Source organism: Chryseobacterium sp. PCH239, assembly GCF_018924625.1.
Classification (GTDB): Bacteria; Bacteroidota; Bacteroidia; order Flavobacteriales; family Weeksellaceae; genus Chryseobacterium; species Chryseobacterium cucumeris.
Map to the genome: position 1 here is coordinate 4,713,754 of NZ_CP073027.1, position 24,914 is coordinate 4,738,667.

27 protein-coding genes are annotated in these 24,914 nt (G+C 36.6%); 14 read left to right on the top strand and 13 right to left on the bottom strand.

Features of this window, described 5'->3' with window-relative positions:
• Positions 1–107: 107 nt before the first annotated feature.
• Both KBP46_RS21670 and KBP46_RS21675 read left to right on the top strand, forming a co-directional pair.
• On the top strand, positions 108–1,685 hold the full coding sequence (locus tag KBP46_RS21670) for a DHA2 family efflux MFS transporter permease subunit (protein ID WP_062674556.1): 1,578 nt from the start codon (positions 108–110) through the stop codon (positions 1,683–1,685).
• Between the two features lie 396 nt (positions 1,686–2,081).
• Positions 2,082–2,678 (top strand): hypothetical protein, encoded by a 597-nt coding sequence (locus KBP46_RS21675; protein ID WP_062674558.1) that lies wholly within the window; start codon positions 2,082–2,084, stop codon positions 2,676–2,678.
• Positions 2,679–2,982: 304 nt separating this feature from the next.
• Here the strand turns inward: KBP46_RS21675 and KBP46_RS21680 are convergent, their stop codons facing one another.
• The 3 genes from KBP46_RS21680 to KBP46_RS21690 are packed head-to-tail and all read right to left on the bottom strand — an operon-like array spanning position 2,983 to position 5,360.
• Positions 2,983–3,996 carry a TQO small subunit DoxD gene (locus tag KBP46_RS21680; protein ID WP_216444147.1) on the bottom strand — a complete coding sequence of 338 codons (1,014 nt, stop codon included), beginning with the start codon at positions 3,994–3,996 and terminating at the stop codon, positions 2,983–2,985.
• Positions 3,997–4,050: 54 nt separating this feature from the next.
• Complete coding sequence (locus tag KBP46_RS21685) at positions 4,051–4,407, bottom strand: hypothetical protein (RefSeq protein WP_062674562.1); 357 nt, start codon at positions 4,405–4,407, stop codon at positions 4,051–4,053.
• Between the two features lie 38 nt (positions 4,408–4,445).
• Entirely contained in the window at positions 4,446–5,360 is a 915-nt protein-coding gene (locus tag KBP46_RS21690; protein ID WP_216444148.1) for an alpha/beta hydrolase, read from the bottom strand.
• A 166-nt stretch (positions 5,361–5,526) separates the two neighbouring features.
• On the opposite strand from KBP46_RS21690, the gene KBP46_RS21695 reads away from it, so the two are divergent.
• Both KBP46_RS21695 and KBP46_RS21700 read left to right on the top strand, forming a co-directional pair.
• Positions 5,527–5,844, top strand: a complete 318-nt coding sequence (locus tag KBP46_RS21695) for a MazG-like protein (RefSeq protein ID WP_216444149.1) — start codon at positions 5,527–5,529, stop codon at positions 5,842–5,844.
• Positions 5,844–6,398, top strand: coding sequence for a DNA-3-methyladenine glycosylase I (locus KBP46_RS21700; protein ID WP_062674568.1), 555 nt, complete (start codon positions 5,844–5,846; stop codon positions 6,396–6,398). The genes KBP46_RS21695 and KBP46_RS21700 overlap by 1 nt, the downstream gene beginning before the upstream one ends.
• Before the next feature lie 87 nt (positions 6,399–6,485).
• Here KBP46_RS21700 and KBP46_RS21705 read toward each other — a convergent pair whose 3' ends face one another.
• Positions 6,486–6,863 carry a helix-turn-helix domain-containing protein gene (locus tag KBP46_RS21705; protein ID WP_062674569.1) on the bottom strand — a complete coding sequence of 126 codons (378 nt, stop codon included), beginning with the start codon at positions 6,861–6,863 and terminating at the stop codon, positions 6,486–6,488.
• A gap of 91 nt (positions 6,864–6,954) precedes the next feature.
• Here KBP46_RS21705 and KBP46_RS21710 point away from each other — a divergent pair, with 91 nt between their 5' ends.
• Positions 6,955–7,485, top strand: coding sequence for an NAD(P)H-dependent oxidoreductase (locus KBP46_RS21710; RefSeq protein ID WP_216444150.1), 531 nt, complete (start codon positions 6,955–6,957; stop codon positions 7,483–7,485).
• Between the two features lie 43 nt (positions 7,486–7,528).
• Here KBP46_RS21710 and KBP46_RS21715 read toward each other — a convergent pair whose 3' ends face one another.
• The 5 genes from KBP46_RS21715 to KBP46_RS21735 form a co-directional block, all read right to left on the bottom strand.
• Positions 7,529–7,981, bottom strand: a complete 453-nt coding sequence (locus KBP46_RS21715) for a hypothetical protein (RefSeq protein WP_123279470.1) — start codon at positions 7,979–7,981, stop codon at positions 7,529–7,531.
• A complete protein-coding gene (locus tag KBP46_RS21720; RefSeq protein ID WP_216444151.1) occupies positions 7,978–8,397 on the bottom strand; it encodes a hypothetical protein in 420 nt (139 codons plus the stop codon). Before KBP46_RS21720 ends, KBP46_RS21715 begins: the two co-directional genes overlap by 4 nt.
• 59 nt (positions 8,398–8,456) lie before the next feature.
• Positions 8,457–8,960, bottom strand: coding sequence for a DUF2199 domain-containing protein (locus tag KBP46_RS21725; protein ID WP_216444152.1), 504 nt, complete (start codon positions 8,958–8,960; stop codon positions 8,457–8,459).
• 44 nt (positions 8,961–9,004) lie between these two features.
• Complete coding sequence (locus KBP46_RS21730; RefSeq protein WP_216444153.1) at positions 9,005–10,591, bottom strand: patatin-like phospholipase family protein; 1,587 nt, start codon at positions 10,589–10,591, stop codon at positions 9,005–9,007.
• A 92-nt stretch (positions 10,592–10,683) separates the two neighbouring features.
• Entirely contained in the window at positions 10,684–11,583 is a 900-nt protein-coding gene (locus tag KBP46_RS21735; protein ID WP_062674576.1) for a CorA family divalent cation transporter, read from the bottom strand.
• Between the two features lie 73 nt (positions 11,584–11,656).
• Here KBP46_RS21735 and KBP46_RS21740 point away from each other — a divergent pair, with 73 nt between their 5' ends.
• The 4 genes from KBP46_RS21740 (at position 11,657) to KBP46_RS21755 (ending at position 15,394) form a co-directional block, all read left to right on the top strand.
• Entirely contained in the window at positions 11,657–12,679 is a 1,023-nt protein-coding gene (locus tag KBP46_RS21740) for a 3-oxoacyl-ACP synthase III family protein (protein WP_062674578.1), read from the top strand.
• Between the two features lie 182 nt (positions 12,680–12,861).
• Entirely contained in the window at positions 12,862–13,557 is a 696-nt protein-coding gene (locus tag KBP46_RS21745) for a hypothetical protein (RefSeq protein ID WP_216444154.1), read from the top strand.
• Positions 13,558–13,816: 259 nt separating this feature from the next.
• Complete coding sequence (locus KBP46_RS21750; RefSeq protein WP_216444155.1) at positions 13,817–14,509, top strand: hypothetical protein; 693 nt, start codon at positions 13,817–13,819, stop codon at positions 14,507–14,509.
• Between the two features lie 192 nt (positions 14,510–14,701).
• On the top strand, positions 14,702–15,394 hold the full coding sequence (locus KBP46_RS21755) for a hypothetical protein (RefSeq protein ID WP_131797515.1): 693 nt from the start codon (positions 14,702–14,704) through the stop codon (positions 15,392–15,394).
• Positions 15,395–15,464: 70 nt separating this feature from the next.
• Here KBP46_RS21755 and KBP46_RS21760 read toward each other — a convergent pair whose 3' ends face one another.
• On the bottom strand, positions 15,465–16,625 hold the full coding sequence (locus KBP46_RS21760; protein ID WP_216444156.1) for a thioredoxin family protein: 1,161 nt from the start codon (positions 16,623–16,625) through the stop codon (positions 15,465–15,467).
• Between the two features lie 301 nt (positions 16,626–16,926).
• On the opposite strand from KBP46_RS21760, the gene KBP46_RS21765 reads away from it, so the two are divergent.
• Positions 16,927–18,555, top strand: a complete 1,629-nt coding sequence (locus tag KBP46_RS21765; RefSeq protein WP_216444157.1) for an AraC family transcriptional regulator — start codon at positions 16,927–16,929, stop codon at positions 18,553–18,555.
• Positions 18,556–18,872: 317 nt separating this feature from the next.
• Here KBP46_RS21765 and KBP46_RS21770 read toward each other — a convergent pair whose 3' ends face one another.
• The 3 genes from KBP46_RS21770 to pruA form a co-directional block, all read right to left on the bottom strand.
• Positions 18,873–19,082, bottom strand: coding sequence for a hypothetical protein (locus KBP46_RS21770; RefSeq protein ID WP_123279477.1), 210 nt, complete (start codon positions 19,080–19,082; stop codon positions 18,873–18,875).
• A 289-nt stretch (positions 19,083–19,371) separates the two neighbouring features.
• The gene (locus KBP46_RS21775) at positions 19,372–19,521 is read right to left on the bottom strand and encodes a hypothetical protein (protein WP_253297105.1); all 150 of its coding nucleotides are present in this window, start codon (positions 19,519–19,521) and stop codon (positions 19,372–19,374) included.
• Positions 19,522–19,886: 365 nt separating this feature from the next.
• Entirely contained in the window at positions 19,887–21,512 is a 1,626-nt protein-coding gene (gene pruA, locus KBP46_RS21780; RefSeq protein ID WP_062674595.1) for an L-glutamate gamma-semialdehyde dehydrogenase, read from the bottom strand.
• 406 nt (positions 21,513–21,918) lie between these two features.
• On the opposite strand from pruA, the gene KBP46_RS21785 reads away from it, so the two are divergent.
• The 4 genes from KBP46_RS21785 (at position 21,919) to ureC (ending at position 24,843) form a co-directional block, all read left to right on the top strand.
• Positions 21,919–22,284 carry a hypothetical protein gene (locus KBP46_RS21785; protein ID WP_216444158.1) on the top strand — a complete coding sequence of 122 codons (366 nt, stop codon included), beginning with the start codon at positions 21,919–21,921 and terminating at the stop codon, positions 22,282–22,284.
• A 153-nt stretch (positions 22,285–22,437) separates the two neighbouring features.
• Complete coding sequence (gene ureA / locus KBP46_RS21790) at positions 22,438–22,740, top strand: urease subunit gamma (protein ID WP_034697260.1); 303 nt, start codon at positions 22,438–22,440, stop codon at positions 22,738–22,740.
• An 11-nt stretch (positions 22,741–22,751) separates the two neighbouring features.
• The gene (gene ureB / locus KBP46_RS21795) at positions 22,752–23,120 is read left to right on the top strand and encodes an urease subunit beta (protein WP_216444159.1); all 369 of its coding nucleotides are present in this window, start codon (positions 22,752–22,754) and stop codon (positions 23,118–23,120) included.
• 1 nt (position 23,121) lies between these two features.
• Positions 23,122–24,843 (top strand): urease subunit alpha, encoded by a 1,722-nt coding sequence (gene ureC / locus KBP46_RS21800; protein ID WP_216444160.1) that lies wholly within the window; start codon positions 23,122–23,124, stop codon positions 24,841–24,843.
• Positions 24,844–24,914: the final 71 nt, after the last annotated feature.

Here is a 24,914-nt window from a genome sequence, read left to right on the forward strand (position 1 = left end):
GTCATGAGTGAATCAGCTTTGCTGTCAATTAAAACGGCAGGCTTTACAATTCACCATTCACCTGCGAAGCAAAATTCGCCATTGATTTTTCACATCGAAAAAAACTTATGCAAGATTCATTAGTAGAATATGGAGCGCGGAGAGTAATTATTACGATTACGGCTATCCTTTGTGCCCTTCTTGAAATTGTAGACTCCACGATTGTCAATGTTGCCTTGAATGAAATGAAGGGGAATCTTGGAGCTACGCTTTCAGAAGTAGGGTGGGTGATTACAGCGTATGCCATCGGGAATGTTATCATTGTTCCGATGACGAGCTGGCTTTCACAGCAGTTTGGGCGTAGAAATTACTTTGCGGCATCCATCATTATATTCACCGTATTTTCATTCTTATGTGGAAATGCGACCAATATCTGGGAACTCGTGTTTTTCAGATTGATGCAGGGAATCGGGGGTGGAGCCTTATTGGTAACCTCACAAACGATTATTACGGAATCTTATCCGATTGAAAAAAGAAGTATGGCTCAGGCTATTTACGGCCTTGGGGTAATTATCGGTCCTACACTAGGTCCGCCTCTTGGAGGATACATCGTTGATAACTTCAGCTGGCCCTATATTTTCTATATTAATATTCCGATTGGGATTGCAGCAACGCTGATGACTCTTCAGTTTGTAAGAAGCCCGAAATATGCAGAAAAACGTAAAGCTTCAGATGTTGACTGGCTTGGAATTGCTCTGCTGGCAGTAACAGTAGGTTCATTACAGTTTATTCTGGAAAGAGGACATGAAGAAGACTGGTTTGAAAGCGGAATGATCGTAGCCTTCACTGTAGCAGCAATTTTAGGATTTATACTATTCCTTTGGCGGGAACTTACCTTTAAGTACCCGATTGTTGAGCTCAGAGTGCTTAAAAACAGTAACCTGAGAATCGGGACTATGATGTCATTCGTTCTTGGATTCGGATTGTATGGTTCTACATTCATCGTTCCTTTGTACACCCAGAGTATTTTGGGATGGACAGCACTTCAGTCAGGAGCTTTGATGATTCCGGCTGCATTAACGACAGCCTTTATGATGCCTATCATTGGGAGACTACTGGCAAAAGGAGCAAAACAGCAGATCCTGGTTTCATTAGGACTATTTATCTTCTTTGTGTACAGTTTCTGGGGATACAAAATTCTGACACCGGATACCAGTAAAGATGCCTTCTTCTGGATGCTTATTGTAAGAGGTGCGGGGCTGGGATTATTATTTATTCCGATTACCTCTTTGTCATTAAGTACACTAAAAGGGCAGGAGATTGGTCAGGGAGCAGCGTTTACAGGGATGATGAGACAGCTGGGAGGATCTTTCGGGATTGCGGCGATCACGACCTTTATTGCCAATGCAGGACAGAAGTACAGAAACAACTTAATTTCCCATCTGGACGAAAACAGTTTTGATGTTCAGCAAAGACTGGCAGCATTGAAAGCCAATTTTATAGCAAAAGGGATGACTCCTGATGCAGCAATGAATGCCGCCTATAAAATGCTCGATTTATCTGTAACAAAACAGGCCACTGTTTTATCTTATATGGATGTATTTCTTTACCTCGGAATCGTATTCCTGATATGTATTCCGTTTATCTTACTCGTAAAAGAAAGAAAGAGCAAAGAAAAAATAGATTTGAGTGAAGCCATGCACTAGATTTAAAAAAGACCTTCGAAATTTCGAAGGTCTTTTTTTGTTGTATCTGCCTTAACATGATAAGAGACAATACTTTCTGTTTTCATTTTGTTAAATAAAAAATAATATCACTTATTGGAGAGTTTATTTATTTTTTCTAGCTTTACATCACCAAATGAAAAAAATATGAATAAATTCCCTCACCTTGTAATAATCCATTCAAAAAGGATTTGCCGGAATGCTGCCTCATACTTTATCTGATTTCCGGTTATTGAACTGAAAGACCTGGCTGTTCTTCACTTGCTTTTTATAGTTCATAAAGACAATTTCCCAATATCCGAAAACGGTATGAAGTATTGTATTCCGTTTTATTATTTAGCTAAATCATGATTTCAAGCCACTAATAACTTATTATATATGAATCAAATTCAACTGCCGGAAACTTATGCGGCATTATCAGATTTCAGAAAAAATGACGTCTATCTTCCTGAAATGAATCAGGCTCAGCTTATTGCAGATTTCTTTCCCGGAACTTTTACAGAGCTTACCCAGCGCCTCTCTGATATTACAGGGGCTTTTTATGGAGGCATGCTCAAACAGATTGGAAAACTTTACGGAGCTGAAGCTATTGAACAGCTTTCCAGTACTTTTATGTACGATCTGGGATCAAGAATGACACTGAGGAATCTTGAAGCAAAACCCAATCTGCAGCCTGGAATTCCGGCCGTTGCAAAAATATTGATGGGAGCAGTTTTTACATCCAGTCCTGAATATAATTTTGAATTTAAAGAATTAAATGACTACAAATGCGAATTGCTCATTAAAGGAGTAGACCGTTACCACAAAATCACCCATAGCCTGCAAATTGCAGGTCTGCTGAAATGGCCAGTCATAAAACCTTTTATACAGGGCATTTGCGACACTATGGGACTGGATGTTTTATTGGATATAAAAGTACTCAAACTTGATCCGGATAGCTCATGCAGTTATCATGTTTTTATTTCAGAAAAGTAACATCAGATATGAATAAAAGCGGACTAAAGTCCGCTTTTTTGTGTAAATGAATATCCAATGGTTTTACCCGAAATGTATAAAGCATCTCGCAGATTTTGTTGATTCTGCAGATTTTAATTTTACAAAATTATAGTCATAGAGGAAAAATTAATTAGGGATGGGCTATCATCAAGAGCGTAGACGAAGAAAGCCCATTTACAAAAAAATATCTTCCAACGGCTTTAGCCAAATCATAAAACGTTATAATAATAAACTCCAATCCCTGAACCCCGAACCTCGTATCGCGAATCCCAAACCCCAAACCTTATTCAATCTTCTCTACCCACTCAATACCACTTACATCAATCAGTTTCAAAGTGTGGATATCATTTTTTTGAAAAATATCATCAATATTCAGGGTAACATCAGCCTTGGCTCCCAACGGAATCACAAGACTGTGTTTTCCGGGTTTCACTTTGGCAACATAATGATTCTTTATATTTTCTTTTGAAATTCCGGAGAGTTCTTTATGATCAAGTTCCTTTAAAATCTTTCCGTTTTTGTCGAGAACATGAATACCTATCAGAAAAGAACCGTACACATCAGCACCTTCTGTTCTGTAGACTTCAAATGTCAGCTTCGAATTGTTATGAGAAATATTTGAAATCTCAAGTTTAGGTTTTACAGACTTATTATGCAGTGTTCCCCATACACCTCCATGAAAATATTGATTGGTAAAAAGAGTCAGTCCGAATATAATCACTGAGCCTGCCAGTACAAGAACTTTTGGGTTTGAAATAGGAAAACTCCCTGAACCCAACCATTGAAACCATCTTTTCTGGGTGAAATTTTTGTTGTTTTTTATGAAAAAATAGTCCAGAGAATAAGATCCGCTTCCTGTAAGAAACAGTACAAATCCGCCTGCAATACCTAAAACACCAATCTGCCATTCATCAAGACAAGTTGTTCCCAGCCATCCGGAACCTAGTAAAATTCCTAGAGCAAGACTGAAAATTCCTATACTCATTAAGCGGGTCAATAATCCGAGGATGATGAATAAACCCACAATGGCTTCGATAATGGTAAAAATCATCATAGAGCGTTGCAAAGCATCAGGATGAGTTACCAGGTATTCAATAATTGGTTTTATTCCCAGGGCATTGGGTAAGAAGTGATTGAATTTTTCCCCAATATATCCCTTTTCATCAGGAATAAGCTTGTTTTCGAGGATCAATCTGCGCCAAAACGCTGAAAAGTAAGTCCATCCGATAACCATACGGAGGGATAAAGTGTATAATCCGGCCAGTTCCGAAGACTGACGGTTTAAGATATGTTTCATTGAAATTACTATTGTATTGTAAAAAACTGATTTTTAATTCGATTTAAAAAAAGTTTAAACCAGATTAAGCTTCAGTCTTTTAAATAAAATATATTTCGGTGGGCTGTTACCTGTAGAATGCCCTGAGTAGTTATTGAAAGAAATCCTTTTTTCGACAGAATTTCCGGTTGTTGAAGAAAAACCAGGAAAAGAATTTTTGTATTGGCTCTGAGTTTTGTTTTTTGAAACCGAAATTCCGGAAGTAGCAGATGCCACATCACAGCTAAAGGAAATTGAAGAGGTTGTTTTAATCTTATTCAGTCCGCTTATGAACTGAATGTCAAAAATATCAAGAACATTTCTTTTTACAGAACAAGGAGATAATGAAAACACCAAAATAAGCATCGTAATGATTGCTTTATAGGTTTTCATATGGACTCCTGAATTGTGCATGATTACAAAACTACACTTTATTTCAATGTGAGCTTAATAAATTCTAAAAAATCGTTTTGCTGATCAACAAATAAGTAATGGGAACAGTTATCAATGAGTCTGAAATTTGTCTTTCCAACTATATTTTTGAGATCATTCATCTGTTTTTCTGAAAATATGCCGTCATTCTTACCATACACTGCAAAAACGGGAATTCCTTTTTTTCGAATATCTTTTAAAACCGAGGTATTATCCAGATTATTCTGAGGCTCATTTTGATAGAATTTAATAGGAGACTCAGCATTTCTTATATTGTTTTTGTAAAATTCGCCTGTTTTGTATTCCGTTCTCAGCATTTCACTTTCAGGAGTAGGATGAGGCATATCAAAGAAGCCAAGTTTCCCGGCCATATCATAGCATCTTTTTCTGTAAGCAGCAGAATTTTTGTCCAGACTTTCTATTTGTGAAATCTCCTGAAGCTGAGCAACATCATTTTTAAAATGTTCTTTAGCCTGTTTTAAAATATGATCATAGGTTTCCTGTTGGGTAAATAAAGCTCCTGCCAATGTAAGTGTTTTTACTTTTTGAGGAAACTGATCTGTAAATAAAGTCCCGATGATCCCACCAAAACTATGGGCAAGTATATTTGCATTTTGGAGGTGATAAGTGGTGTAAATATCTTTTAAATCCTCAAAACTTTCTTTGAATGTCATGGTAGCATTCTCATCCTTTGAGCGCCCCTCACCGCGTCTGTCATAAACGATCACATAAAATCCTTTATTGGCAAGCATGTGAGCGGTAGTTCCTTCAAACAAAGTAGCATTTCCGCTTGGTCCGCCATGGATAAAAATAACAGGTGGGTTTTGGGGATTTCCATACGCTTTTGAATATAAATTCTGTGCTTTGAAGAAGATCGAACATATAATAAAAAGAAAGAAAAACACAGATTTCATGATGTCGTTTTTAAGTTCTCAAAACTACTAAATATTCTGGGCAAAAGAAGATCAAATGAAGGGAATTATGATTACATTTAAAAATTGAAATCACTACTGACGGACAGTTGTCACAACTCTGGTTTATTTTTACCTTTCGAAAGTCTTTACTTAAAAACAGAGAAATATGGACACCAATAATTTTGATACCATCGTCAAACGTTCTTTAGACATCAGAGAGAAGTATCATCAGCTGGAAATAAAAAGCAACGGAAAAGAATGGTCATTGGAAGAAGATGCACTTGCATATCTTACCGATGCCGGATTGGTAGGGAGGAATGTAATGTCCCATCAGAAAACATGGCTGAAGAAAGATTCAGCAGAAGAACTGGAGCATAAATTAGCCGAAAATATCTGGTGGCTGATTGTTCTGGCAGACCGTACAGGAATTAATATTAACGAAGCCGTGGACAAATTTTTAACGAAAACAGAAAATATATTGTAATGAGTTATTGTTTAGCAATAGAAGGAATGCAGCCCGAAAGCAGAAAAGAACTGCACAAAAATTACCATGACCATTATTATGGGTTTCCTATTCATGATGATAATGAATTGTTTGGAAGACTGATTCTTGAAATCAATCAGGCAGGATTAAGCTGGGAAACGGTTCTGAAAAAAGAAGAGAGTTTCAGAAAAGCATATGACCAATTTGATATTCAGAAAATAGCAGATTATACAGAAGAAGACCGTGAAAGATTATTGAGCGATCCGGGAATTATAAGGAATAAGCTAAAAGTAAATGCTGCCATTGAAAATGCTAAAACAATCATTGCATTACAAAAGGAATTTGGTTCTTTTGAAAAATGGCTGGAGCATCATCATCCACTGACTTTGCAGGAATGGATGAAGCTTTTCAAAAAAACATTCAAATTCACTGGTGGAGAAATTGTAAACGAATTTCTTATGAGCACCGGATATCTAAAAGGCGCTCATCATGAAAGCTGCCCGATTCACGCAAAAGTATTAGCTCAAAAGCCTTTGTGGAAGAAAAAACAGTGAAATAATATATAGGGATTACTACGGAGTGACAGATAGAAGTATTTAACATTATGCATACACTCAGTCATTCCGTAGGAATCTCATTTTTCAATTATCTTTTGATGCTTGTTTCATCAGTTCCTTATGCTCATTTCCCCATTTTTCAAATTCGAGAATGATAGGCTTCAACTTATAGCCAATTTCTGTAAGTTCATATTCTACTCTTGGCGGAACTTCTGCATATACGGTTCTTGTAATAATTTTGTCTTCTTCCAGTCTGCGGAGCTGAAGTGTAAGCATACGTTCAGTAATATTCTGAAGCTTTTTTCTAAGTTCTCCGAATCTCATTTTCCCGTTGATCAGATAACAACAGATGGCCAATGCCCATTGCCCTCCGATAGTGTTGGAGGCATAGATTTCCGGACATTCATCAGCAAGGGCTTTCTTATTGGCAAAATTGGTAGAGGTTTCCTTTATTTTAGTCATTACTTACATTTTTTATAGTACCATACAATAGGTTGCTAATGTACAAAATGTAAGTTACATGTTGTAATTTTGTAACAGAAATTTAAACAGAATGAAGACTTTAGTAATTGTTACCCATCCTGATATTGAAAAATCAGTGATTAATAAAAAATGGATTGACGAGTTAAAAAAATATCCTGAAAAATACACGGTTCATCAACTGTACGAAGCTTATCCTGATGGAAAAATCAATGTGGTAGAAGAGCAGAAGATGATGGAAGCGTATGACAAGATTGTATTTCAGTTTCCTTTTTACTGGTTTAGCAGCCCGCCGCTTTTAAAACAATGGCTGGATGAAGTCGTTTTATACGGCTGGGCGTATGGAAGCAACAGCGGTTTCAAACTGGCCGGAAAGAAAATGACACTGGCTGTTACCGCAGGAATAGATGAAGATGGATATTCTGAAACAGGGGAATATAAATACACGATGAATGAACTTTTCCGACCTTATGAACTGACTTTCGATTATATAAAAGCCGATTATAAAAAACCATTCGTGTATTATGGAATTGAAAGAGATTCTTCCGATGAATGGATCAACAGAAGTGTTCCGATGTATCTGGAGTTTCTGGACAATTTATAACTGAATGAGAGTAAAATTGAACTTGAATTAAAACGGGTTCAACTTACTTTTGTATGTATTCAAAAGGTTCCACATTCCAGTCCTGTACATATTTCTTTATGGTATTACTGTCAATATTAAAGGGAACATCCTGATATTTCCAGCCTTTTGAAGGAACTTTTACATCTATAAGGTAGTTTTCAATAGAATAGATGTCAAGTATCGCTGAATTATTGGGTTTTATAGAATCAAAAATGATCAGAAATTTATCTCCTTTCTTATAAGAGAAATTGGCCGTTTTAGAATAGATAATACCATTAACATCATATTTGTAATCTATTCCTACACCATTATTGTTTTTGTGATGCCAGTCTGATATAGCTTCTCCAATGGTATATTTAGGGTTTTTAAGGATGCCATTAGTTCCTAAATTGGCACTAATTAAACAGAATATGATACATCCTAAAGTGAGTATCAAAAGAATAATATGAAATTTTTCTGAGATCAATTTTTTCATGCTCCAGTTCTATGTTTCTCGTTGAACTTCTGCAGATCTATTGCCTGTTCCTGGAAGTATTCTTTAAATGTATCTGAAAGATTTATATCTTTAAATTTCACAAGGGTATATCCGCTGTCAAAAGCAATAATTTCTAAAATGCTTTCCTGAATTAAAAAATGATCAGGTTTCCAAACACTTGTATCTTCAACAGATAAGATAGAAAAGGCTGAAGTATCGGGTTCAATAGTATTTGGAACGGCTGAAATGATCCCCCAAATGATCTGAGTATTACTTTGATAGAGCTGTTCAAATTCCGGATGATCCAACACAAAATAATCTTCATCAAAATTAATGGGAAGAGTCTGATCAGATATAAAATCTAAATCCGTCAAAATCCATTTATAAATGGCAAGATCATTCCATATAAGTTTCAAAACCTCTTGAAGATTGGTATGGAATTTAACCTTTTTGTACTTCTGATAATCCAGTTCATTTATTCTTTATTTAAAACCCTATTTATTCTTTTCTCTGCTTCTTCTTTTGTAATGCCATTATAAAAGTCGTATACAAACGGATGCTCATAGCTTTGGTGAGGATAAACAAATGGACGCCCGATAGAATTATTGACTACCACGGTTGTAGGAACACTTTCCTCAAACTCATAATCCGGAAGATAGGTGGAAAGCCATCCGAAATATTCAGCTTGAAATTCCTTGTTATCATAGTTTTCAACATATTCATTAAAGTTTTTTTCACTCAGTGAAACCCAGATTCCATAATCCAAATCTCTGCAGTCATCCGTAACTTCCTGTACCAGAACAGTACGGATAAATCTATGGGTATCTTCAGGATCTTCAACGACACATACATCTGAGGTAAGTTCAGTATTTTTTAACTCCTCTTCCGATAAGCAGTAATAGAAATAAGGGGCATTATAGGCTATCGCAGGCCAGTCTTCTTTCTCTTCACCGCAGCATTGGCAGATGTATTTCGTCATCGTGTTTTATTTGTAATGTTGGTAAAATTTAAAAACTAAAATCCTTATCCCACCGTAGGAGTATCCTCTTCTTTGAGTATTTTTTTCTCCTTCATCGTAAGCATCATTCTTTCATATTTGTACTTTTCCCAATCAAATGTGTTGAGAAAATCAAGGGCAGCCTGAAAACCTCTGTTGAAGAGTTCTTCCTTTTCTTCTCTTTTCATGAAGAAATTCAGCCAGCTGCTAGTCCCACAGTTAACGGTCTGTATGCTGTATAGCTTATAAAAAGTATGTTTGGTAAGGAATGTTTTATCATTAAACCCTTTCAGAGTGCTGATGATATTTCCAGCATAGCTGAACGGTGTTTTAAGAATTTCTTCACTGGTTTTCCCTTTTTCAGAAAGAATGGCAGAATCACTGGTTAGCTGTACCCCAAAAAGAGGCATTCTCGGATAAAAAACTTCATCAGCGTGAAAAAGGTCAATAGGGAAGTTGGAGATACTGCCGCCATCAATGAAAACTCCTGCTGGATTTATATTTTCCGGTTGGGTATTCATCCAATACCTCCAGGCATATTTTACAGAATCATCATCTTTATTGATTTGTTTCTGGAAAGGTTCAAAGAAAAAAGGAACTGCCATAGAAGCCCTTACAAATTCAGCAGGGCTGATGTGCTTCAGTTCCTCTTCAGACCAGTAGAGATTAGCCATCGTAGGAAGTTCTACTTTAATTTTAGCATTGATATCTGTGGTAATAATTACATATTCAGACTTCAGAAGGTAGAAGGGATTGTTTTTATAATAATCATTGTTGACGGCGCTTTCGTAGAAAATTCTGTATCGGGTTTGGTCGATATGTTCCTGATTTTTGACTTTAATTTTTTCAATGCTTTGCAAAGCCATAAGATAATATTCCTGCCCGTTCCCATAGCGGTAGCTGAGATTAAGGTCTTTTTCTTTCTGAATGAATTTTTCGTTAAGATGGGCAACTGTTTTTATTCCAAATTGATCCAGCGCATTTTGCATGGTATTTTGAAAAATATTTCCGGGATTCAGTCCGCTGTTTTCTTTCCTGAAATTATTATACAGTTTTTGGATGCAGAAAAAGAGGATGACAGCCGGAATCAAGGGAATCAGAAACATCAGTTTGGCATTCTGGATCGTAGTTGAAGGTGCCAGAAAAGGAATGCTGATCAGAATTATAAAAAGGATAACGGCAATAACAGCATTGATCTTAAAGAAATCTTTATTGTTCAGCATAGCATGGAGCGTCGTTTTTACATACGTTTTTCCATCCATAAAATCTGCAAAATTCCAGCTGAAAAGAATATCCTTGATCAGCTCACTTTTAGCTTCTTCTTTGGTTTTGCAGGCTGCAATAAGCATGGTGTTAATAGCTCCGGCACTTGTTCCTGCTACTTTCAGAAAACGGATTCCAAATATTTCCAGTCCATAAAGATAGCCTACCAATGCACTTCCCCAGACACCGCCACCTTCCTGTACAAATTCTATATACTGATTACCGGACTGATCCAGAAGATCAGAGAATTCTTTGGCAGCTATATTCCCGTGTAAAGCAAGCAATTTATCTTTGGATGTCTGTGAAAGAGAAGGATCTTCCAGAATTTTGTTGAGGTTTTCGGTAGTCATGGTATTTTGTTTTGAGGATGTGCCGGTAAAAGATAAAGATGATCAATTGGGTGATCAAAATCTTTGTGCCTATGTATTGATATAAAAACGAATCACCACTGTTTTCGCCTTACATAAATAAATGTACTGATCACAACAGTAGCCATCGCTCCCAATGTTATAAAATAGCCATACTTATGATGAAGCTCAGGCATATTATCGAAATTCATCCCATAAACCCCGGCAATGAAAGTGATGGGTAAAAAGTAAACAGAATAAATGGCCAACACCTTCATCACCTGGTTGGCTTTTTGGTCCGAAAGTGCCAGGAACATGGAAATAAGGTTGGTAATCTGAATGTTTAAATGATCAAAATCGGCAACTACATCCTTATGCTTATCTTTCAAATCGACAATTTCTGAGTCCTGTAAATTCAGCAGTTTAAATTTATCAATAGCATCTGTAGAAATTACCAGTACACGGGAGTTTAATCCAGATTTTCGTTTCAGCTTGTAAAGACGGCGGATCTGGCTGGTATGATTGGTATTTTTAAGGAAAATCTCATTCTCAATATTGTCCATCGTTTCGAACAGGCTTAAAGATTCATCATCAAAACTTTTCATGATCAATATAGCAATCATCAGCATGATTTGCTGAGGTTTAAGATCTTCCTGAATCAAAGACACTTTTTTCTTGGTCTCGGAAATACTTCTGGTTTTCATCCTGTGGATAGTAATAATGGTATTTTCCACAAGAAAGATTCCGATTTTGGTGCTGATATCACTGATGGTATTCAAATTCTTTCTTTCCAGTTCGGTACTTTCTCGGAGTAAAAAGAATTTTACATTCCCGTCTTCTTCATATTTCGGAAGGTGATTAGGGTCCATCGTATCTTCCAGAAGAAGGTTGTTGATTTCATATCTTTCATGAAGAAATTTCAGGTCTTCTAAAGTAGGAGCCTCTACATCTACCCATTCGCACTGGGAGGTTCTGTATATCGTATCAATTGGCATAAAGTAAAAATACTAATATTTTGAAAAACTATGTGTTAAATAAGTTTTATCTTTGCCAAAATTAAAAAACTATATGATTAAAAGTACAATAAAAGGTGTGGGATTTTATGTTCCAGATAACGTTGTTACAAATGATGATTTAGCAAAACTAATGACTACCAATGACGAGTGGATTACGGAAAGAACAGGTATCAAGGAAAGAAGACACAGAAAAAACAGATATGACTCTCAGGAAACCAGCGCTTATCTAGGTTTTAAAGCTGCAGAAAAAGCCATCCGTAATGCTGGTCTTACCTCAAAAGATATTGATTACATTGTTTTTGCAACACTTTCACCGGATTATTATTTTCCGGGATGTGGTGTCCTGCTTCAGGATATGCTGGGATGTGATACGATCGGAGCATTGGATGTAAGAAATCAGTGTTCAGGATTTGTGTATTCTATGAGTGTGGCCAATGCATTCATCAAATCAGGTACCTATAAAAATATTCTTGTGGTAGGAGCAGAGGTTCACTCCTTCGGACTGGATTTTTCTGACGAAGGTAGAGGAGTGTCGGTTATTTTTGGTGATGGGGCAGGAGCAATCGTTCTTTCTGCATCAGAAGATGAAAATGCAGGAGATATTTTAGCGATGAATATGCATTCTGAAGGAAAATATGCTGACGATCTTTGTACCCAGTTCCCGGGTTCAAAATTCGGATGGAGTGACAGAATGAGAAAAGATCCTGAAAATGTAACGAACAAAGAAGTATATCCGATCATGAACGGAAACTTCGTATTCAAGCATGCGGTAACAAGATTCCCTGAAACCATGATGGAAGCTTTGAACAAAGCAGGAAAGACGGTTGAAGATCTTGATATGTTTATTCCGCACCAGGCGAACCTGAGAATTGCCCAGTTTGTACAGGAAAAATTCGGATTACCGAATGAGAAAGTCTTCAACAATATCCAGAAATATGGAAATACAACAGCAGCTTCTATTCCCATTGCTTTAAGCGAAGCAATTGAGCAGGGAAAAATAAAAAGAGGTGATCTTGTACTTCTTTCAGCATTTGGAAGTGGATTTACATGGGGTAGTGTTCTTTTTGAATATTAATTTTGAATTATAAAAAGTGAGCCGGATATTGAGTCCGGCTCACTTTTTTAATAGCTTATAATTCACTTTATTATGAGTTTGATTTTTATTTCTTTTTTTGTTTACGGTGTCAATATTTTATTTAAATTTATGTTGCACATTTGACATGATTTATAAGATATATTAACTTTAAATTTAACAAGATGAAAAAGAATTTATTACTTGGAACTTTTCTAGTTCCATTATCCTTGTTTTCACAAATTGGAATACAAACGACAACTCCCCAAAAAACTTTACATGTTAATGGTTCACTACAAGTAGTGAATGAAATAAATGTTGGAGGCAATGCCACAACAGCTGGCTCAGCAGGAACCTCCGGCCAGATTTTGACTTCTCAGGGAGCAGGGGCTGCCCCTTCATGGCAGACTCTGAATACGATAAGCGGAAGTGTTAGTAAAGCAGTCTATGTTCAGGGAACTACAGAAGCGACTGCAGCACAGGGCGCTACTATTGATGTGCCGGGAATTACCTATACCATTACAGTTCCCGCAGGAAGAACACAGACACTTTTGTTTACTATTTTGGGATATGCTACGAATTATCCTTCTGGAGGAAATAGTTCACAAGGGGTCTTCAGTTTGTTACAGGATGGCGTTAAAATATCGTCAGGTTATACAACTAAGATCGGAGTTGGTGGAGGAGGGCTAAATGATCTTCCCGTTCCGGTAACTTTTTTAAAATCGGTAACACTTCCTGCGGGTACATATACTTTTAAAGTACAGTATTCTGCCTGGTACGGGCTTGCGAAAGTGAATGTAAATCCGACTACATATTCAGGATATGATCTGGATACAGAATGTATGCTTACCAAAATGCAGATTTTAATATATAATAACTAGGATAAAAAATAAGTCAAAAAACCATAAACTATTGTTTATGGTTTTTTGCTATATAAAGCTTTTAACTTTTTTATGTTAACTGTAATAATTGGTTTGGGTATTTGAATATGAAAAAGATCATTAAACTTTTTATTCGTTTTAAATTATAGAAATTATAATGTAATTTATTATTTTTGATTGAAAATAGTTATTATATTATAATTTTTTCAATTGTTTTTTGTTGTAATTTTATTCTGTTAAAAATTCTAAAAACAAAAAAATGAAAAACTATTTATTACTTGGAACTTTTTTAGTTCCCTTATTCTTCTGTGCACAGGTGGGGATACAGACCTCTACTCCTCAGAAAACTTTGCACGTTAACGGTGCATTACAGGTAGTGAATGAATTAAATGTAGGAGGAAATGCCACAACTGCAGGTTCAGCAGGAACCACCGGTCAGATTTTAGCTTCTAATGGTGCAGCGGCAGCTCCTTCATGGCAAACCCTGAATACGATAAGCGGAACCATTAACAGTGCCTATTATGTGCAGGGAACTACCGAAGCAACCGCGGCTCAGGGTACAACAATTGACGTACCTGGAGCAACAATTACCTTAACGGTGCCAACAGGACGTACCCAAACTTTTCTGTTTACCATTCTTGGATATGCCACTAATTTCCCTAGTGGTGGCGTTTCCAGTCAGGGGGTTTTTATTCTGGCCCAGAATAATGTTAAAATATCGTCAGCGTATACCACCAAAATAGGAAATGGAGGAGGATTAGTAGACCTTCCCGTTCCGGTAACCTTTCTAAAATCGGTGACGCTTCCTGCGGGTACATATACTTTTAAAGTACAGTATGCTGCTTGGTCAGGTACTGCAAAAGTAAATGTAAATCCTACTACTTACGGTGGATATAATGGGGATACAGAGTCTATGCTTACCAAGATGCAGATTTTAGTCTATAATAATTAAGATCAAAATAAAAACCATAGGCTTTAGTTTAGGGTTTTTTGCTATATAAAGCTTTTAACTTTTTATTAGTTTTAAATTATAGAGATTGTAATATAATTTATTGTTTTTGATTGAAAATATTTATTATACTATAATTTTTTCGATTATTTTTTATTGTATTTTTATTCTGTTAAAAATTCTAAAAACAAAGAAATGAAAAACTATTTATTACTTGGAACTTTTTTAGTTCCCTTATCCTTCTGTGCGCAGGTGGGGATACAAACCTCTACTCCTCAGAAAACTTTGCACGTTAACGGTGCATTACAGGTAGTGAATGAATTAAATGTAGGAGGAAATGCCACAACTGCAGGTTCAGCAGGAACCACCGGTCAGATTTTAACTTCTAATGGTGCAGCGGCAGCTCCTTCATGGCAAACCCTGAATACGATAAGCGGAACCATTAACAGTGCTTATTATGTGCAGGGAACTACCGAAGCAACCGCAGCTCAGGGAACAACAATTGACGTACCTGGAGTAACAATTACCTTAACAGTGCCAACAGGACGTACCCAAACTTTTCTGTTTACCATTCTTGGATATGCCACTAATTTCCCTAGTGGTGGCGTTTCCAGTCAGGGGGTTTTTATTTTAGCACAGAATAATGTTAAAATATCATCAGCCTATACCACTAAAATAGGAGCTGGAGGAGGTTTGAATGATCTTCCTACACCGGTAACTTTTCTAAAATCGGTGACGCTTCCTGCGGGTACATATACTTTTAAAGTTCAGTATGCCGCCTGGTCAGGTCTTGCAAAAGTAAATGTAAATCCTACTACTTACTCTGGATATAATGGTGACGTAGAATCAATGCTTACCAAGATGCAGGTTTTAGTCTATAATAATTAAGTATTAATAAAATAAACAAAAACCGCAGGACCTCAGTTCTGCGGTTTTTTGTATTATAAACAGAGCCCTATTAAAGGCTTTTTAATAATTTTTCTGTGTCGGAAGAATCTTGTCCTGTGCTTTTTGCCAGTTCAATAGACTTTTCGGCCCACATTTTTGCATTTTTCTTATCACCAACCTTATTGTAAAGATTAGCTAAAGTATCTGTATTGGCAAAGTTTTGGTCTTTCTTTACAGATTCCTGCGCCCATGCAATGGCCTTTTCCAGAGAAGCTTTATTGCTCACATTTTCAAAAAAGTTCCAGGCAAGAGAATTCAGTTCTTCAGAGCCAACTGCAGAATAATCTTTGTAAAGTTCAAGAATTAGTTTTTCGTATTCAGGAATATCTTTATTCTTCAAAGCTCTGTTGGCTTTCATTCTTTTTAAGATCTTGTCAGCTTCCTCTTTGCTTAGAAATTTTTGGGTTTCAGCCATGAAATAGTTATCATCCCATTTCTTTGTATCCGGATTATAGGCTTTTTTAGAAACAGTATTCAGTTTAATATTTTTATCAAACTTTTCATATTTATCTTCCGGGAAGAATTTAACGATATCAGCTTTCTTATCCTGGAAAATTTTATACAAAGGACTATCTGTAGTTTGTACTCCTGAAAGAAGCATTTGGATATCTTCCTGGTCTAAACTTGTTTTCTGCTGAAAGTAACGGTTAAGAACTTTCCCGGCAAACTCAGCATCGTTATACATGGTAAGGCCCGCAAGATTCTTTAAAAACTCAGGATCTTTTTCTCCTTTTTCAAACTGTTGCTTCAGAGAAGTCAGTCTTTTGTTGGGATCTTCCGCGTCTTTTGCAAACTGGATAAAGTCTTTTTCTTCCACATATCCTAAAGTTCTGTGTACAGCTTCACCATTTCCATCAATAAACAGGTAAGTAGGGAATGCCTTTACATTATATTTTTTGGCCAGCTCAATTCCTTCTCCTTTTTCCATATCAATTTTAGCATTGATAAAGTGAGAATTGTAATAATCTCCTACAGACTGAAGTGGAAAAATATTTTTAACCATCAGTTTACAAGGTCCACACCATGAGGCATATGCGTCAATAAAGACCAGTTTTTTTTCTTTTTTTGCTTTGGCCAGAATAGAGGCAAAATTGCCTTCTTCAAATTTAATTCCCTGTGCCCACGCAAGGACCCCTATAAAGATTGAGGAAAGTATTGCTATTTTTTTCATAAAAACTTTTTATTCCATGCAAATGTAATAAATATGATGACACATGAGCCGTTCATATTGAAAATAATTATACAGGAACTTTGGTTTTAAAACAGGCATCAGATTATATTAAAGATAATCATCTATTATTTTAGTCTTATTATTAAAATTAATGTAAATTGCTATTCTGGGTTAAATGATTAAATTTCAATATAATATTTTAATAAAAAATAAAATATCACTAGTTTTGTAAAAAACAAAAAGACACTCCGTGAAATCAATGATGAATTATTATAAAATCAAAATAATAATTTATTTTTCTATGCCTAAAAGTCTTTTGCAATTTTTATTTCTGCTGGCAACAACAGTTCCCATATTCGCTCAGAAAAAAAATAACTTTGATCTTATCTGTGAGAAGACCTCTTCTGTTACAGCGTATAAAGATTTACCCAAAGCAATCAAAACTGCAGATTCGCTCTATATGAAGGCGCAAAAACCTTCAGAGAAAATAAAATGCCTGGTACTTTCTTCAGAATTATACCATCATGCAGGTGAACTTAAAAAAGCAATCTGTTACAGTGAAAATGCCCACTCGGTAATCAATCAGATCAATGACCCGGAATGGATGGCTGTGGTGACCAGATTACTTGCGCGGCAATATAGACAGGTAGGGTTATACGAAAGATCAAAAAAATATATTGTAAAAGGACTTCAGGCTTCAGGTCAGATTGTTGATTTTCAGAAAAGGAGTGAAGCTGCAGGATTGCTGAATCAGGAAATGGCCTTCTATGAAATGGAAATGGGAAATTTTCCCAATGCAATACGTAATATTGAGTCTTCTCTGAAATATTTTGGAAAAATAAACAGCCAGAACGGAAACAGAACAGCCGCAGCTTCTTATCAGCTGCTGGGAGATGTCTATTTCAAGCTTAATGATTATACTGTTTCCGAAGACTATTATCGAAAAGCAGAAAGCCTGCTGAACAATGGAAGCTGTACACTGGGGTTGGTGTATAATGGATTAGGAGGTATTCGCCTGAAGCAGAAAAACTGGAAAGATGCTGAGCTATATCTTAAAAAAGCAGAAAAAATTGCAGATACATCCAGGAGCCTTAAGCTTAAAAAAGCTGTTTATTCCAATATTAATGATTATTACGAAGGAATTGGAGACAATTTTAAAGCTTCATTATATGCGGTGAAATATATACGTGCTTATGATAGTATTGCAGCCCGTAACCAGAGTTTTGTCATAAAAGATTTTGAAAATCCAAAAGGAAGGGTTAACAAAAAAAATGCGCAGATGAATGGAGTAAAGAATGCCGCTATTGTCATTCTGTCCATTTCATTGGTTGGTCTGTTTATTTTTATTAGAAGGAAACAGAAGAAACAGCGGTCAAAGCTTAGAAATATCATCAGAACTCAGTTTAACATGATCGGTAACAGGACACACTATCCTTTAAAACAATCTGGTGATTTTGAGTTTTCCAATATTTTTGTGGAAGAAATAGATGAGAAAGATTCAGAGACAGACAGAAGAAGAAATGATTCTCTGATGACCCCTGAAACAGAATCAAAACTGCTGGAACTGCTTGAGGATTTTGAAAAAGGTGATCTTTATAACAATAAAGGCATGTCCCTTTCTTTTCTTGCAGGTGAACTGAATACCAATACAAAATATCTTTCGTATGTAATCAATCAGCATAAAAATGCGGATTTCAAAACCTATGTCAACCGTTTAAGAATCAATTATATTGTAGACAAACTGATCAATGATGAGAAGTACAGACAGTATAAAATAAGTATCCTTGCTGATGAATGCGGATTTTCTTCCCACAGTAAATTTGCAGCAGTCTTTAAGGCGGTCACAGACTATTCTCCATCAGCTTACATTAAATATCTGGATAATGAACCCGGATCATATAAAAGTAGTCATTTTCCCGAAAATGATTAAAAACGGGCATTTTATTCAATTCTATATTGCTATTTTCATGAAAATGAACAACCTATTATTTTAAAGGAAACCCTTGCTATCATATCTTTGCGCCAGTTTCGCAGTGCACAAAACAATTCTGTTACAGCTTATCGCTTTTATTTCATTTCTGAACTAAGATCATTATAAGAGAAACTGCATTCCCATTTTTAAATTTTTAAAGGAAATATTCTGATCAGAATATCTGCCATATGCTATAATCGGGGTTGATTGCCCGGTTTTTTTTCAGTCAAGTTTTTTTAAGTGCAAATCCACAGAACTTCTGTGGATTTGTGATTTTATTTAACTTTTATACTGTCGGTTTTTATTTTTGAAGTATCGGAGGTTGCGGGTGAAGGTATGGAGTTCGCTACGGCAGAATCACCCATTCTGTTTCTTAAAGAATCTTTATCGTGAGCATCTTTATATTCCTCTCTTTTTTCTTTGTTTTGAGCACAGCTTCCAAGGAAAAGAAGTCCAAGAACTGTTCCTATCCATAATTTTCTCATAATAGTTAATTTTTATTGTTGATGTTAATCAAATATAAGGATTTAATTAAAAGATAAAAGATAAAAGATAAAAGATAAAAGATGTTTTAATAAGATTCAAATAGGGCTTGGCTTAACCTGGCTAACCGTAAATAATCTATCCATTTGTTTTAGGAAAACTTAAAAAAATAAGCATCTTTCAAAACAAAACTTAATTATCACTTCACATTTTAATTTCTGATCTTTAATAAAAAAAAATCTGCAGAGCTTTCATCTGCAGATTTCCATGTTAGATTGAATGTTATAATTACTATTTTACAGGAGACGTTGCCATAGAATCCCTTTTTATCTTCATTGTATCAGGATTCGTCATTTTTGTAGTCATTGTATCAGTAGTGGAAGGTGTCATACTTTTCTGCGTATTACCTACTGCCGCTGAATCCCGGCTACTCGTTGACATTGTCGATTCTTTGGTTCCACAGCTCACTGCAAATATTCCTATTCCAACGGCTGTTAGCAATAACTTTTTCATATTCTTCTATTTTGTGGTGTTGTACTAATGAAAAATCAACAATTATTCCTAACAGGGTCTGAAGAATCGTAAAATATAGGTAAAGTTTGTTAAAAGATGTTAGGTAACAGGTAACAGAGATTAGATATTAGGAGTTTAAAGTTTAAAGTGATAATCCGGAATACTTTATTGCCACCATACTCTCCACTCTCAAACTCCCAAACGCTACAAAAAAGCCCCGAAACCGAAATTCCGAGGCTGTATTCAAAGAACTGACAACAATTACTCATTGCCTATTACTCATTATTTATTAATTACCCAAGGTATGGATATTTGTAGTTTTTTGGAGAAACAAAAGTCTCTTTTACGCTTCTTACAGACGTCCATCTTAGAAGATTCATCTTTGAACCTGCTTTATCATTAGTTCCTGAAGCTCTACCACCACCGAAAGGCTGCTGTCCTACTACGGCACCCGTTGGTTTATCATTGATGTAGAAGTTACCGGATGCGTTCTCTAAAGCCTTGTAAGCTTCGTTAATTGCGTAACGGTCTTGTGAGAATACAGAACCTGTCAATGAATATGGAGAAGAAGAATCTACTAACTTAAGGGTCTCTTTCCAGTCTTGATCTTCATATACAAATACAGAAAGGATTGGGCCGAAGATCTCTTCTACCATACTTTCGTATTGAGGATTTGTAGTTTCAATTACTGTTGGGTGTACAAACCATCCTTTAGAATCATCTACTTTACCACCGATAGCTACAGTAGCTTCACCTGAAGCATTAGCTCTGTCGATATATCCTTTACATTTCTCGAAAGAATTCTTGTCGATGACAGCGTTTACGAAGTTTGAAGGATCTTCCGGAGAACCTATTTTGATGGTGCTCATCTGAGCTTCCATCACTTTTTTCACATCAGCCCAAAGAGACTTAGGAATATAAGCTCTTGAAGCAGCAGAACATTTCTGTCCCTGATATTCGAAAGCACCTCTTACCAATGCAGTTGCTACAGCTTCTACGTTAGCAGAAGGGTGAGCAATCACAAAGTCTTTACCCCCTGTTTCTCCAACGATTCTTGGATATGTTCTGTAGTTGTGGATATTATCACCGATCATTTTCCACATTCCCTGGAATACTTTTGTAGACCCTGTGAAGTGAAGACCAGCGAAATCTCTGTGCGCTAATACTTTTTCAGCAGTTTCCTTTCCATCAGTAAAGATCATGTTGATAACTCCTGCAGGAAGACCCGCTTCAATTAATACATCCATGATGACTTTTGCAGAATATACCTGTTTGTCAGACGGCTTCCAAACCACTACGTTTCCTAGCATGGCCATACAAGTCGGAAGGTTTCCTGAAATCGCAGTAAAGTTGAAAGGAGTTACTGCAAAGCAGAATCCTTCTAATGGTCTGTATTCAACACGGTTCCAGATTCCGTTGTCAGAAACCGGCTGCTCAGCATACATTTCTGTCATGAACTCTACATTGAATCTTAAGAAGTCGATAAACTCACAAGCAGAATCAATTTCAGCCTGGTGAACATTTTTAGACTGTCCGATCATTGTCGCTGCATTAATTACATCTCTGTAAGGACCAGCCAAAAGATCAGCTGCCTTTAAGAAAATTGCTGCACGCTGTTCCCAGCCTAGTTCATTCCATTCCTGTTTAGCTGCCAATGCCGCGTTGATAGCGTCATCCACATGCTGCATACCACCCTGATAGTAGAATCCGAAATCATGCGTATGATCCTGTGGAGACTGAAGCTGTACTTTTGTTTCAGTTTTTACTTCTTTTCCGTTGATGATCATTGGGATTTCTACCTTTTCAGCCCACATTTTTTTATACGTGTCGATAAGGCTTTTAACTTCCGGAGATCCCGGTTCATATGAGTTTACAGGCTCGTTTACCGCTAATGGTACTTGCGAAATTGCTTTTGACATATTACGTTTTATTATTTTATTAAATTAAATAAGATGTGTATACAAATTTACAATAATTATAAAGAAAGAAAAAATGACATCTGTTTTTGTCAAATAAAATATAAAATGAATTTTCTGATGATATTTAAGCTTTTTTTGATGATAGATTTTATTAAATCCTGGGATGTTTTGATGATTTTTTAGCTTTTAGAAAAAAATGCGTCATTTTATTGTAATTATAGGAATTAGGACAATAAAATATTTGTCATAGTTTAAAAATAGCTATTAATGGCTGTAAATAAGGGATTTATAATGGAATGTTAAAATTATATAAATTCACTTTTGTTGCGATTTTGAACATTTTAAATAATTTTTTTGATACCCGGAGGGATAAGATTGTTCTAATTTTACACCATTATTATCAGGTATGAAAAAAAGAGTTTTATTTTTCTCTTTTGTGATATTTTTCTCAACGTTGTGTGCAGGTCTTTTTGCACACAAGGGGAAAACTCAGCCATATTCTGATATCCTTTCAAAAATTCATCTTTTACAACAGAAATCTGATCAGCAGACCCAGCCTGAAATCTATAGTTTTTCAGATGCGCAGGATGTACAGGATTCCAATGACTGGGAGAAAGTAAAATTTGATTATTCAATACTTGCACAGCAGTGGTTCCACTATTTCTTTGCAGATTATACTTACAACACACGGGTTGCGCCCGTTCAAAACCGTATTTACATTACGGCACCAAGGTACATTCTGTATCATTCCCTGCAGATAGCGGGCTGCTAATTCTTTTTAATTTTTAATGATCCGCTATGGTTTGTATTCCCATGAGTACAGACTCGTAAAAATCATTCCCGATTTACATTTTTGAACATGTCTGTTTGCCTTTACGGAGAGGTGAATAGGACATTGTTTGTCCAATTTTAAATAAAAAATATTATGCACTTAACACCGAGAGAAACGGAGAAGCTTATGCTATTTCTGGCAGGCGAACTCGCTCTGAAAAGAAAGGCAAGAGGCCTTAAATTAAACTACCCGGAATCAATAGCTCTGATCAGCCACTTTCTGCTTGAAGGAGCGAGAGATGGGAAAAAAGTAGCTGAACTGATGCAGGAAGGAGCCAACCTTCTGACCAAAGAAGATGTGATGCCAGGCGTTTCAGAAATGATCCACGATGTTCAGATTGAAGCAACCTTCCCGGATGGGACAAAGTTGGTCACCGTACACAATCCAATCCGCTAATACTACTGATTATGATACCAGGAGAAATTTTTGTAAAAGAAGGAATAATTATCTGCAATGAAGGCAGAGAAACTGTGAAAATAAAAGTAACCAATACAGGTGACAGACCTATTCAGGTAGGTTCACACTTCCATTTTTTTGAAGTTAATAAAGCGATGAGCTTTGACCGGGAAAAAGCTTTCGGAAAGAGACTGAATATTGTAGCAAGTACTGCAGTACGTTTCGAACCGGGAGAAGAAAAAGAAGTGGAATTGGTAGAAATAGGAGGAACCAAAAAAGCAATGGGCTTCAATAATCTTGTCGATGGGCAGGTAGATTCTGAAGAACAGAAAAAAGTAAGCCTTGCAAAAGTTGAAGAGTTAAACTTTAAAAATCATTAAGATGAGCTTACACGTAGACAGAAAACAATACGCCAATATATTAGGTCCTACAGCCGGAGATAAAATCAGACTGGGCGATACTGAAATTATTATTGAAATCGAAAAAGATTTCACCCATTACGGAGACGAAGCCGTTTTCGGCGGAGGAAAAACCGTTCGTGACGGGATGGGACAGAATGTCACGGCCAAAAGAGACGAAGGCGTTCTGGATCTTTGCATCACAGGAGCGGTAATTATTGACCATTGGGGAATTGTAAAAGGAGATATCGGAATCAAAGACGGAAAGATCGTAGGAATCGGAAAAGCCGGAAACCCTGATACGATGGACGGTGTAACACCTAATATGATCATCGGCGCCTCAACGGAAGTTCACGGAGGGAAAGGATATATTGTAACTGCCGGAGGAATTGACACTCACATTCACTACATCTGCCCTCAACAGATTGAAACATCTCTTTACAGCGGAATCACCACAATGATTGGCGGTGGTACAGGCCCCAATGACGGAACCAATGCTACAACAGTTACTCCCGGAAGATTCAATATGCAGAAAATGCTGGAAGCAGCAGAAGAATATCCTATGAATCTTGGTTTCTTCGGAAAAGGAAACTGTTCCGCTGAAGAACCCATTGAAGAGCAGGTGGAAGCAGGTGCTTTGGGAGTGAAAATCCATGAAGATTGGGGAGCAACTCCTGCAACCATTGATGCAGCATTGAAAGTAGCCGATAAATATGACGTTCAGGTAGCCATCCACACAGATACTCTGAATGAAGGAGGGTTTCTGGAAGATACCATGAGAGCCATCAACGGAAGGGTAATCCATACTTTCCACACAGAAGGAGCAGGCGGAGGCCACGCGCCGGACATTATTAAAGCAGCGATGTATCCGAATGTGTTGCCGGCTTCTACAAATCCTACGCGTCCTTACACCGTAAATACAATCGATGAACACCTGGACATGCTGATGGTTTGCCATCATTTGAGTAAAAACATTCCTGAGGATGTAGCGTTTGCAGATTCACGTATCCGCCCCGAAACCATTGCAGCAGAAGATATTCTTCATGATATGGGCGTTTTCAGTATCATGAGTTCAGACTCTCAGGCGATGGGAAGACCAGGAGAAGTGATTACCAGAACATGGCAGACAGCGAGCAAAATGAAAGAGCAGAGAGGTGATCTGGCTGAAGATAAAGATAACGGAAATGACAATTACCGTGCAAAAAGATATGTGGCTAAATATACCATTAACCCAGCTATTGCTCATGGTATTTCAGAATATGTAGGATCTATTGAAGAAGGAAAATTAGCGGATTTGGTGATCTGGAAACCAGCCTTATTTGGAGTAAAACCGGAAATGATTGTAAAAGGAGGATTTGTTATTGCTGCTAAAATGGGAGATCCTAATGCTTCTATTCCAACACCTCAGCCTATTATTTACAGAAATATGTTTGGAGCCCATGGAAAAGCTAAGTTTGGTACTTGTGCGAACTTTGTTTCTCAGATCTCAATTGACAACGGAACCATTGCTTCTTACAAACTGGAAAAAATGATTCTTCCGGTGAAAAACTGTAGAAATATTGGAAAAAAAGACCTTATCCATAATGATAAGACTCCTTTAATTGAAGTGAATCCTGAAAACTATAAAGTAACGGTAGACGGAGAATACATCACTTGTGAACCGGCAGAAACACTTCCTTTAACACAGTTGTATTACTTGTTCTAAGATAAATTTTACAAATAAACCTAACAGGTTTCAAAAACCTGTTAGGTTTATTTAACAACAAAAAAAGATTT

Coding starts and splice junctions, on each gene's coding strand:
- KBP46_RS21670 (WP_062674556.1), top strand. CDS start 108: ATGCAAGATTCATTAGTAGAATATGGAGCGCGGAGAGTAATTATTACG.
- KBP46_RS21735 (WP_062674576.1), bottom strand. CDS start 11,583: ATGCCAATTGATACGATATACAGAACCTCCCAGTGCGAATGGGTAGAT.
- KBP46_RS21750 (WP_216444155.1), top strand. CDS start 13,817: ATGAAAAACTATTTATTACTTGGAACTTTTTTAGTTCCCTTATTCTTC.
- KBP46_RS21675 (WP_062674558.1), top strand. CDS start 2,082: ATGAATCAAATTCAACTGCCGGAAACTTATGCGGCATTATCAGATTTC.
- KBP46_RS21710 (WP_216444150.1), top strand. CDS start 6,955: ATGAAGACTTTAGTAATTGTTACCCATCCTGATATTGAAAAATCAGTG.
- KBP46_RS21730 (WP_216444153.1), bottom strand. CDS start 10,591: ATGACTACCGAAAACCTCAACAAAATTCTGGAAGATCCTTCTCTTTCA.
- KBP46_RS21700 (WP_062674568.1), top strand. CDS start 5,844: ATGAGTTATTGTTTAGCAATAGAAGGAATGCAGCCCGAAAGCAGAAAA.
- KBP46_RS21770 (WP_123279477.1), bottom strand. CDS start 19,082: ATGAGAAAATTATGGATAGGAACAGTTCTTGGACTTCTTTTCCTTGGA.
- KBP46_RS21715 (WP_123279470.1), bottom strand. CDS start 7,981: ATGAAAAAATTGATCTCAGAAAAATTTCATATTATTCTTTTGATACTC.
- KBP46_RS21775 (WP_253297105.1), bottom strand. CDS start 19,521: ATGTCAACGAGTAGCCGGGATTCAGCGGCAGTAGGTAATACGCAGAAA.
- KBP46_RS21705 (WP_062674569.1), bottom strand. CDS start 6,863: ATGACTAAAATAAAGGAAACCTCTACCAATTTTGCCAATAAGAAAGCC.
- KBP46_RS21765 (WP_216444157.1), top strand. CDS start 16,927: ATGCCTAAAAGTCTTTTGCAATTTTTATTTCTGCTGGCAACAACAGTT.
- KBP46_RS21690 (WP_216444148.1), bottom strand. CDS start 5,360: ATGAAATCTGTGTTTTTCTTTCTTTTTATTATATGTTCGATCTTCTTC.
- ureA (WP_034697260.1), top strand. CDS start 22,438: ATGCACTTAACACCGAGAGAAACGGAGAAGCTTATGCTATTTCTGGCA.
- KBP46_RS21755 (WP_131797515.1), top strand. CDS start 14,702: ATGAAAAACTATTTATTACTTGGAACTTTTTTAGTTCCCTTATCCTTC.
- ureB (WP_216444159.1), top strand. CDS start 22,752: ATGATACCAGGAGAAATTTTTGTAAAAGAAGGAATAATTATCTGCAAT.
- ureC (WP_216444160.1), top strand. CDS start 23,122: ATGAGCTTACACGTAGACAGAAAACAATACGCCAATATATTAGGTCCT.
- pruA (WP_062674595.1), bottom strand. CDS start 21,512: ATGTCAAAAGCAATTTCGCAAGTACCATTAGCGGTAAACGAGCCTGTA.
- KBP46_RS21745 (WP_216444154.1), top strand. CDS start 12,862: ATGAAAAAGAATTTATTACTTGGAACTTTTCTAGTTCCATTATCCTTG.
- KBP46_RS21785 (WP_216444158.1), top strand. CDS start 21,919: ATGAAAAAAAGAGTTTTATTTTTCTCTTTTGTGATATTTTTCTCAACG.
- KBP46_RS21680 (WP_216444147.1), bottom strand. CDS start 3,996: ATGAAACATATCTTAAACCGTCAGTCTTCGGAACTGGCCGGATTATAC.
- KBP46_RS21685 (WP_062674562.1), bottom strand. CDS start 4,407: ATGAAAACCTATAAAGCAATCATTACGATGCTTATTTTGGTGTTTTCA.
- KBP46_RS21725 (WP_216444152.1), bottom strand. CDS start 8,960: ATGACGAAATACATCTGCCAATGCTGCGGTGAAGAGAAAGAAGACTGG.
- KBP46_RS21740 (WP_062674578.1), top strand. CDS start 11,657: ATGATTAAAAGTACAATAAAAGGTGTGGGATTTTATGTTCCAGATAAC.
- KBP46_RS21760 (WP_216444156.1), bottom strand. CDS start 16,625: ATGAAAAAAATAGCAATACTTTCCTCAATCTTTATAGGGGTCCTTGCG.
- KBP46_RS21695 (WP_216444149.1), top strand. CDS start 5,527: ATGGACACCAATAATTTTGATACCATCGTCAAACGTTCTTTAGACATC.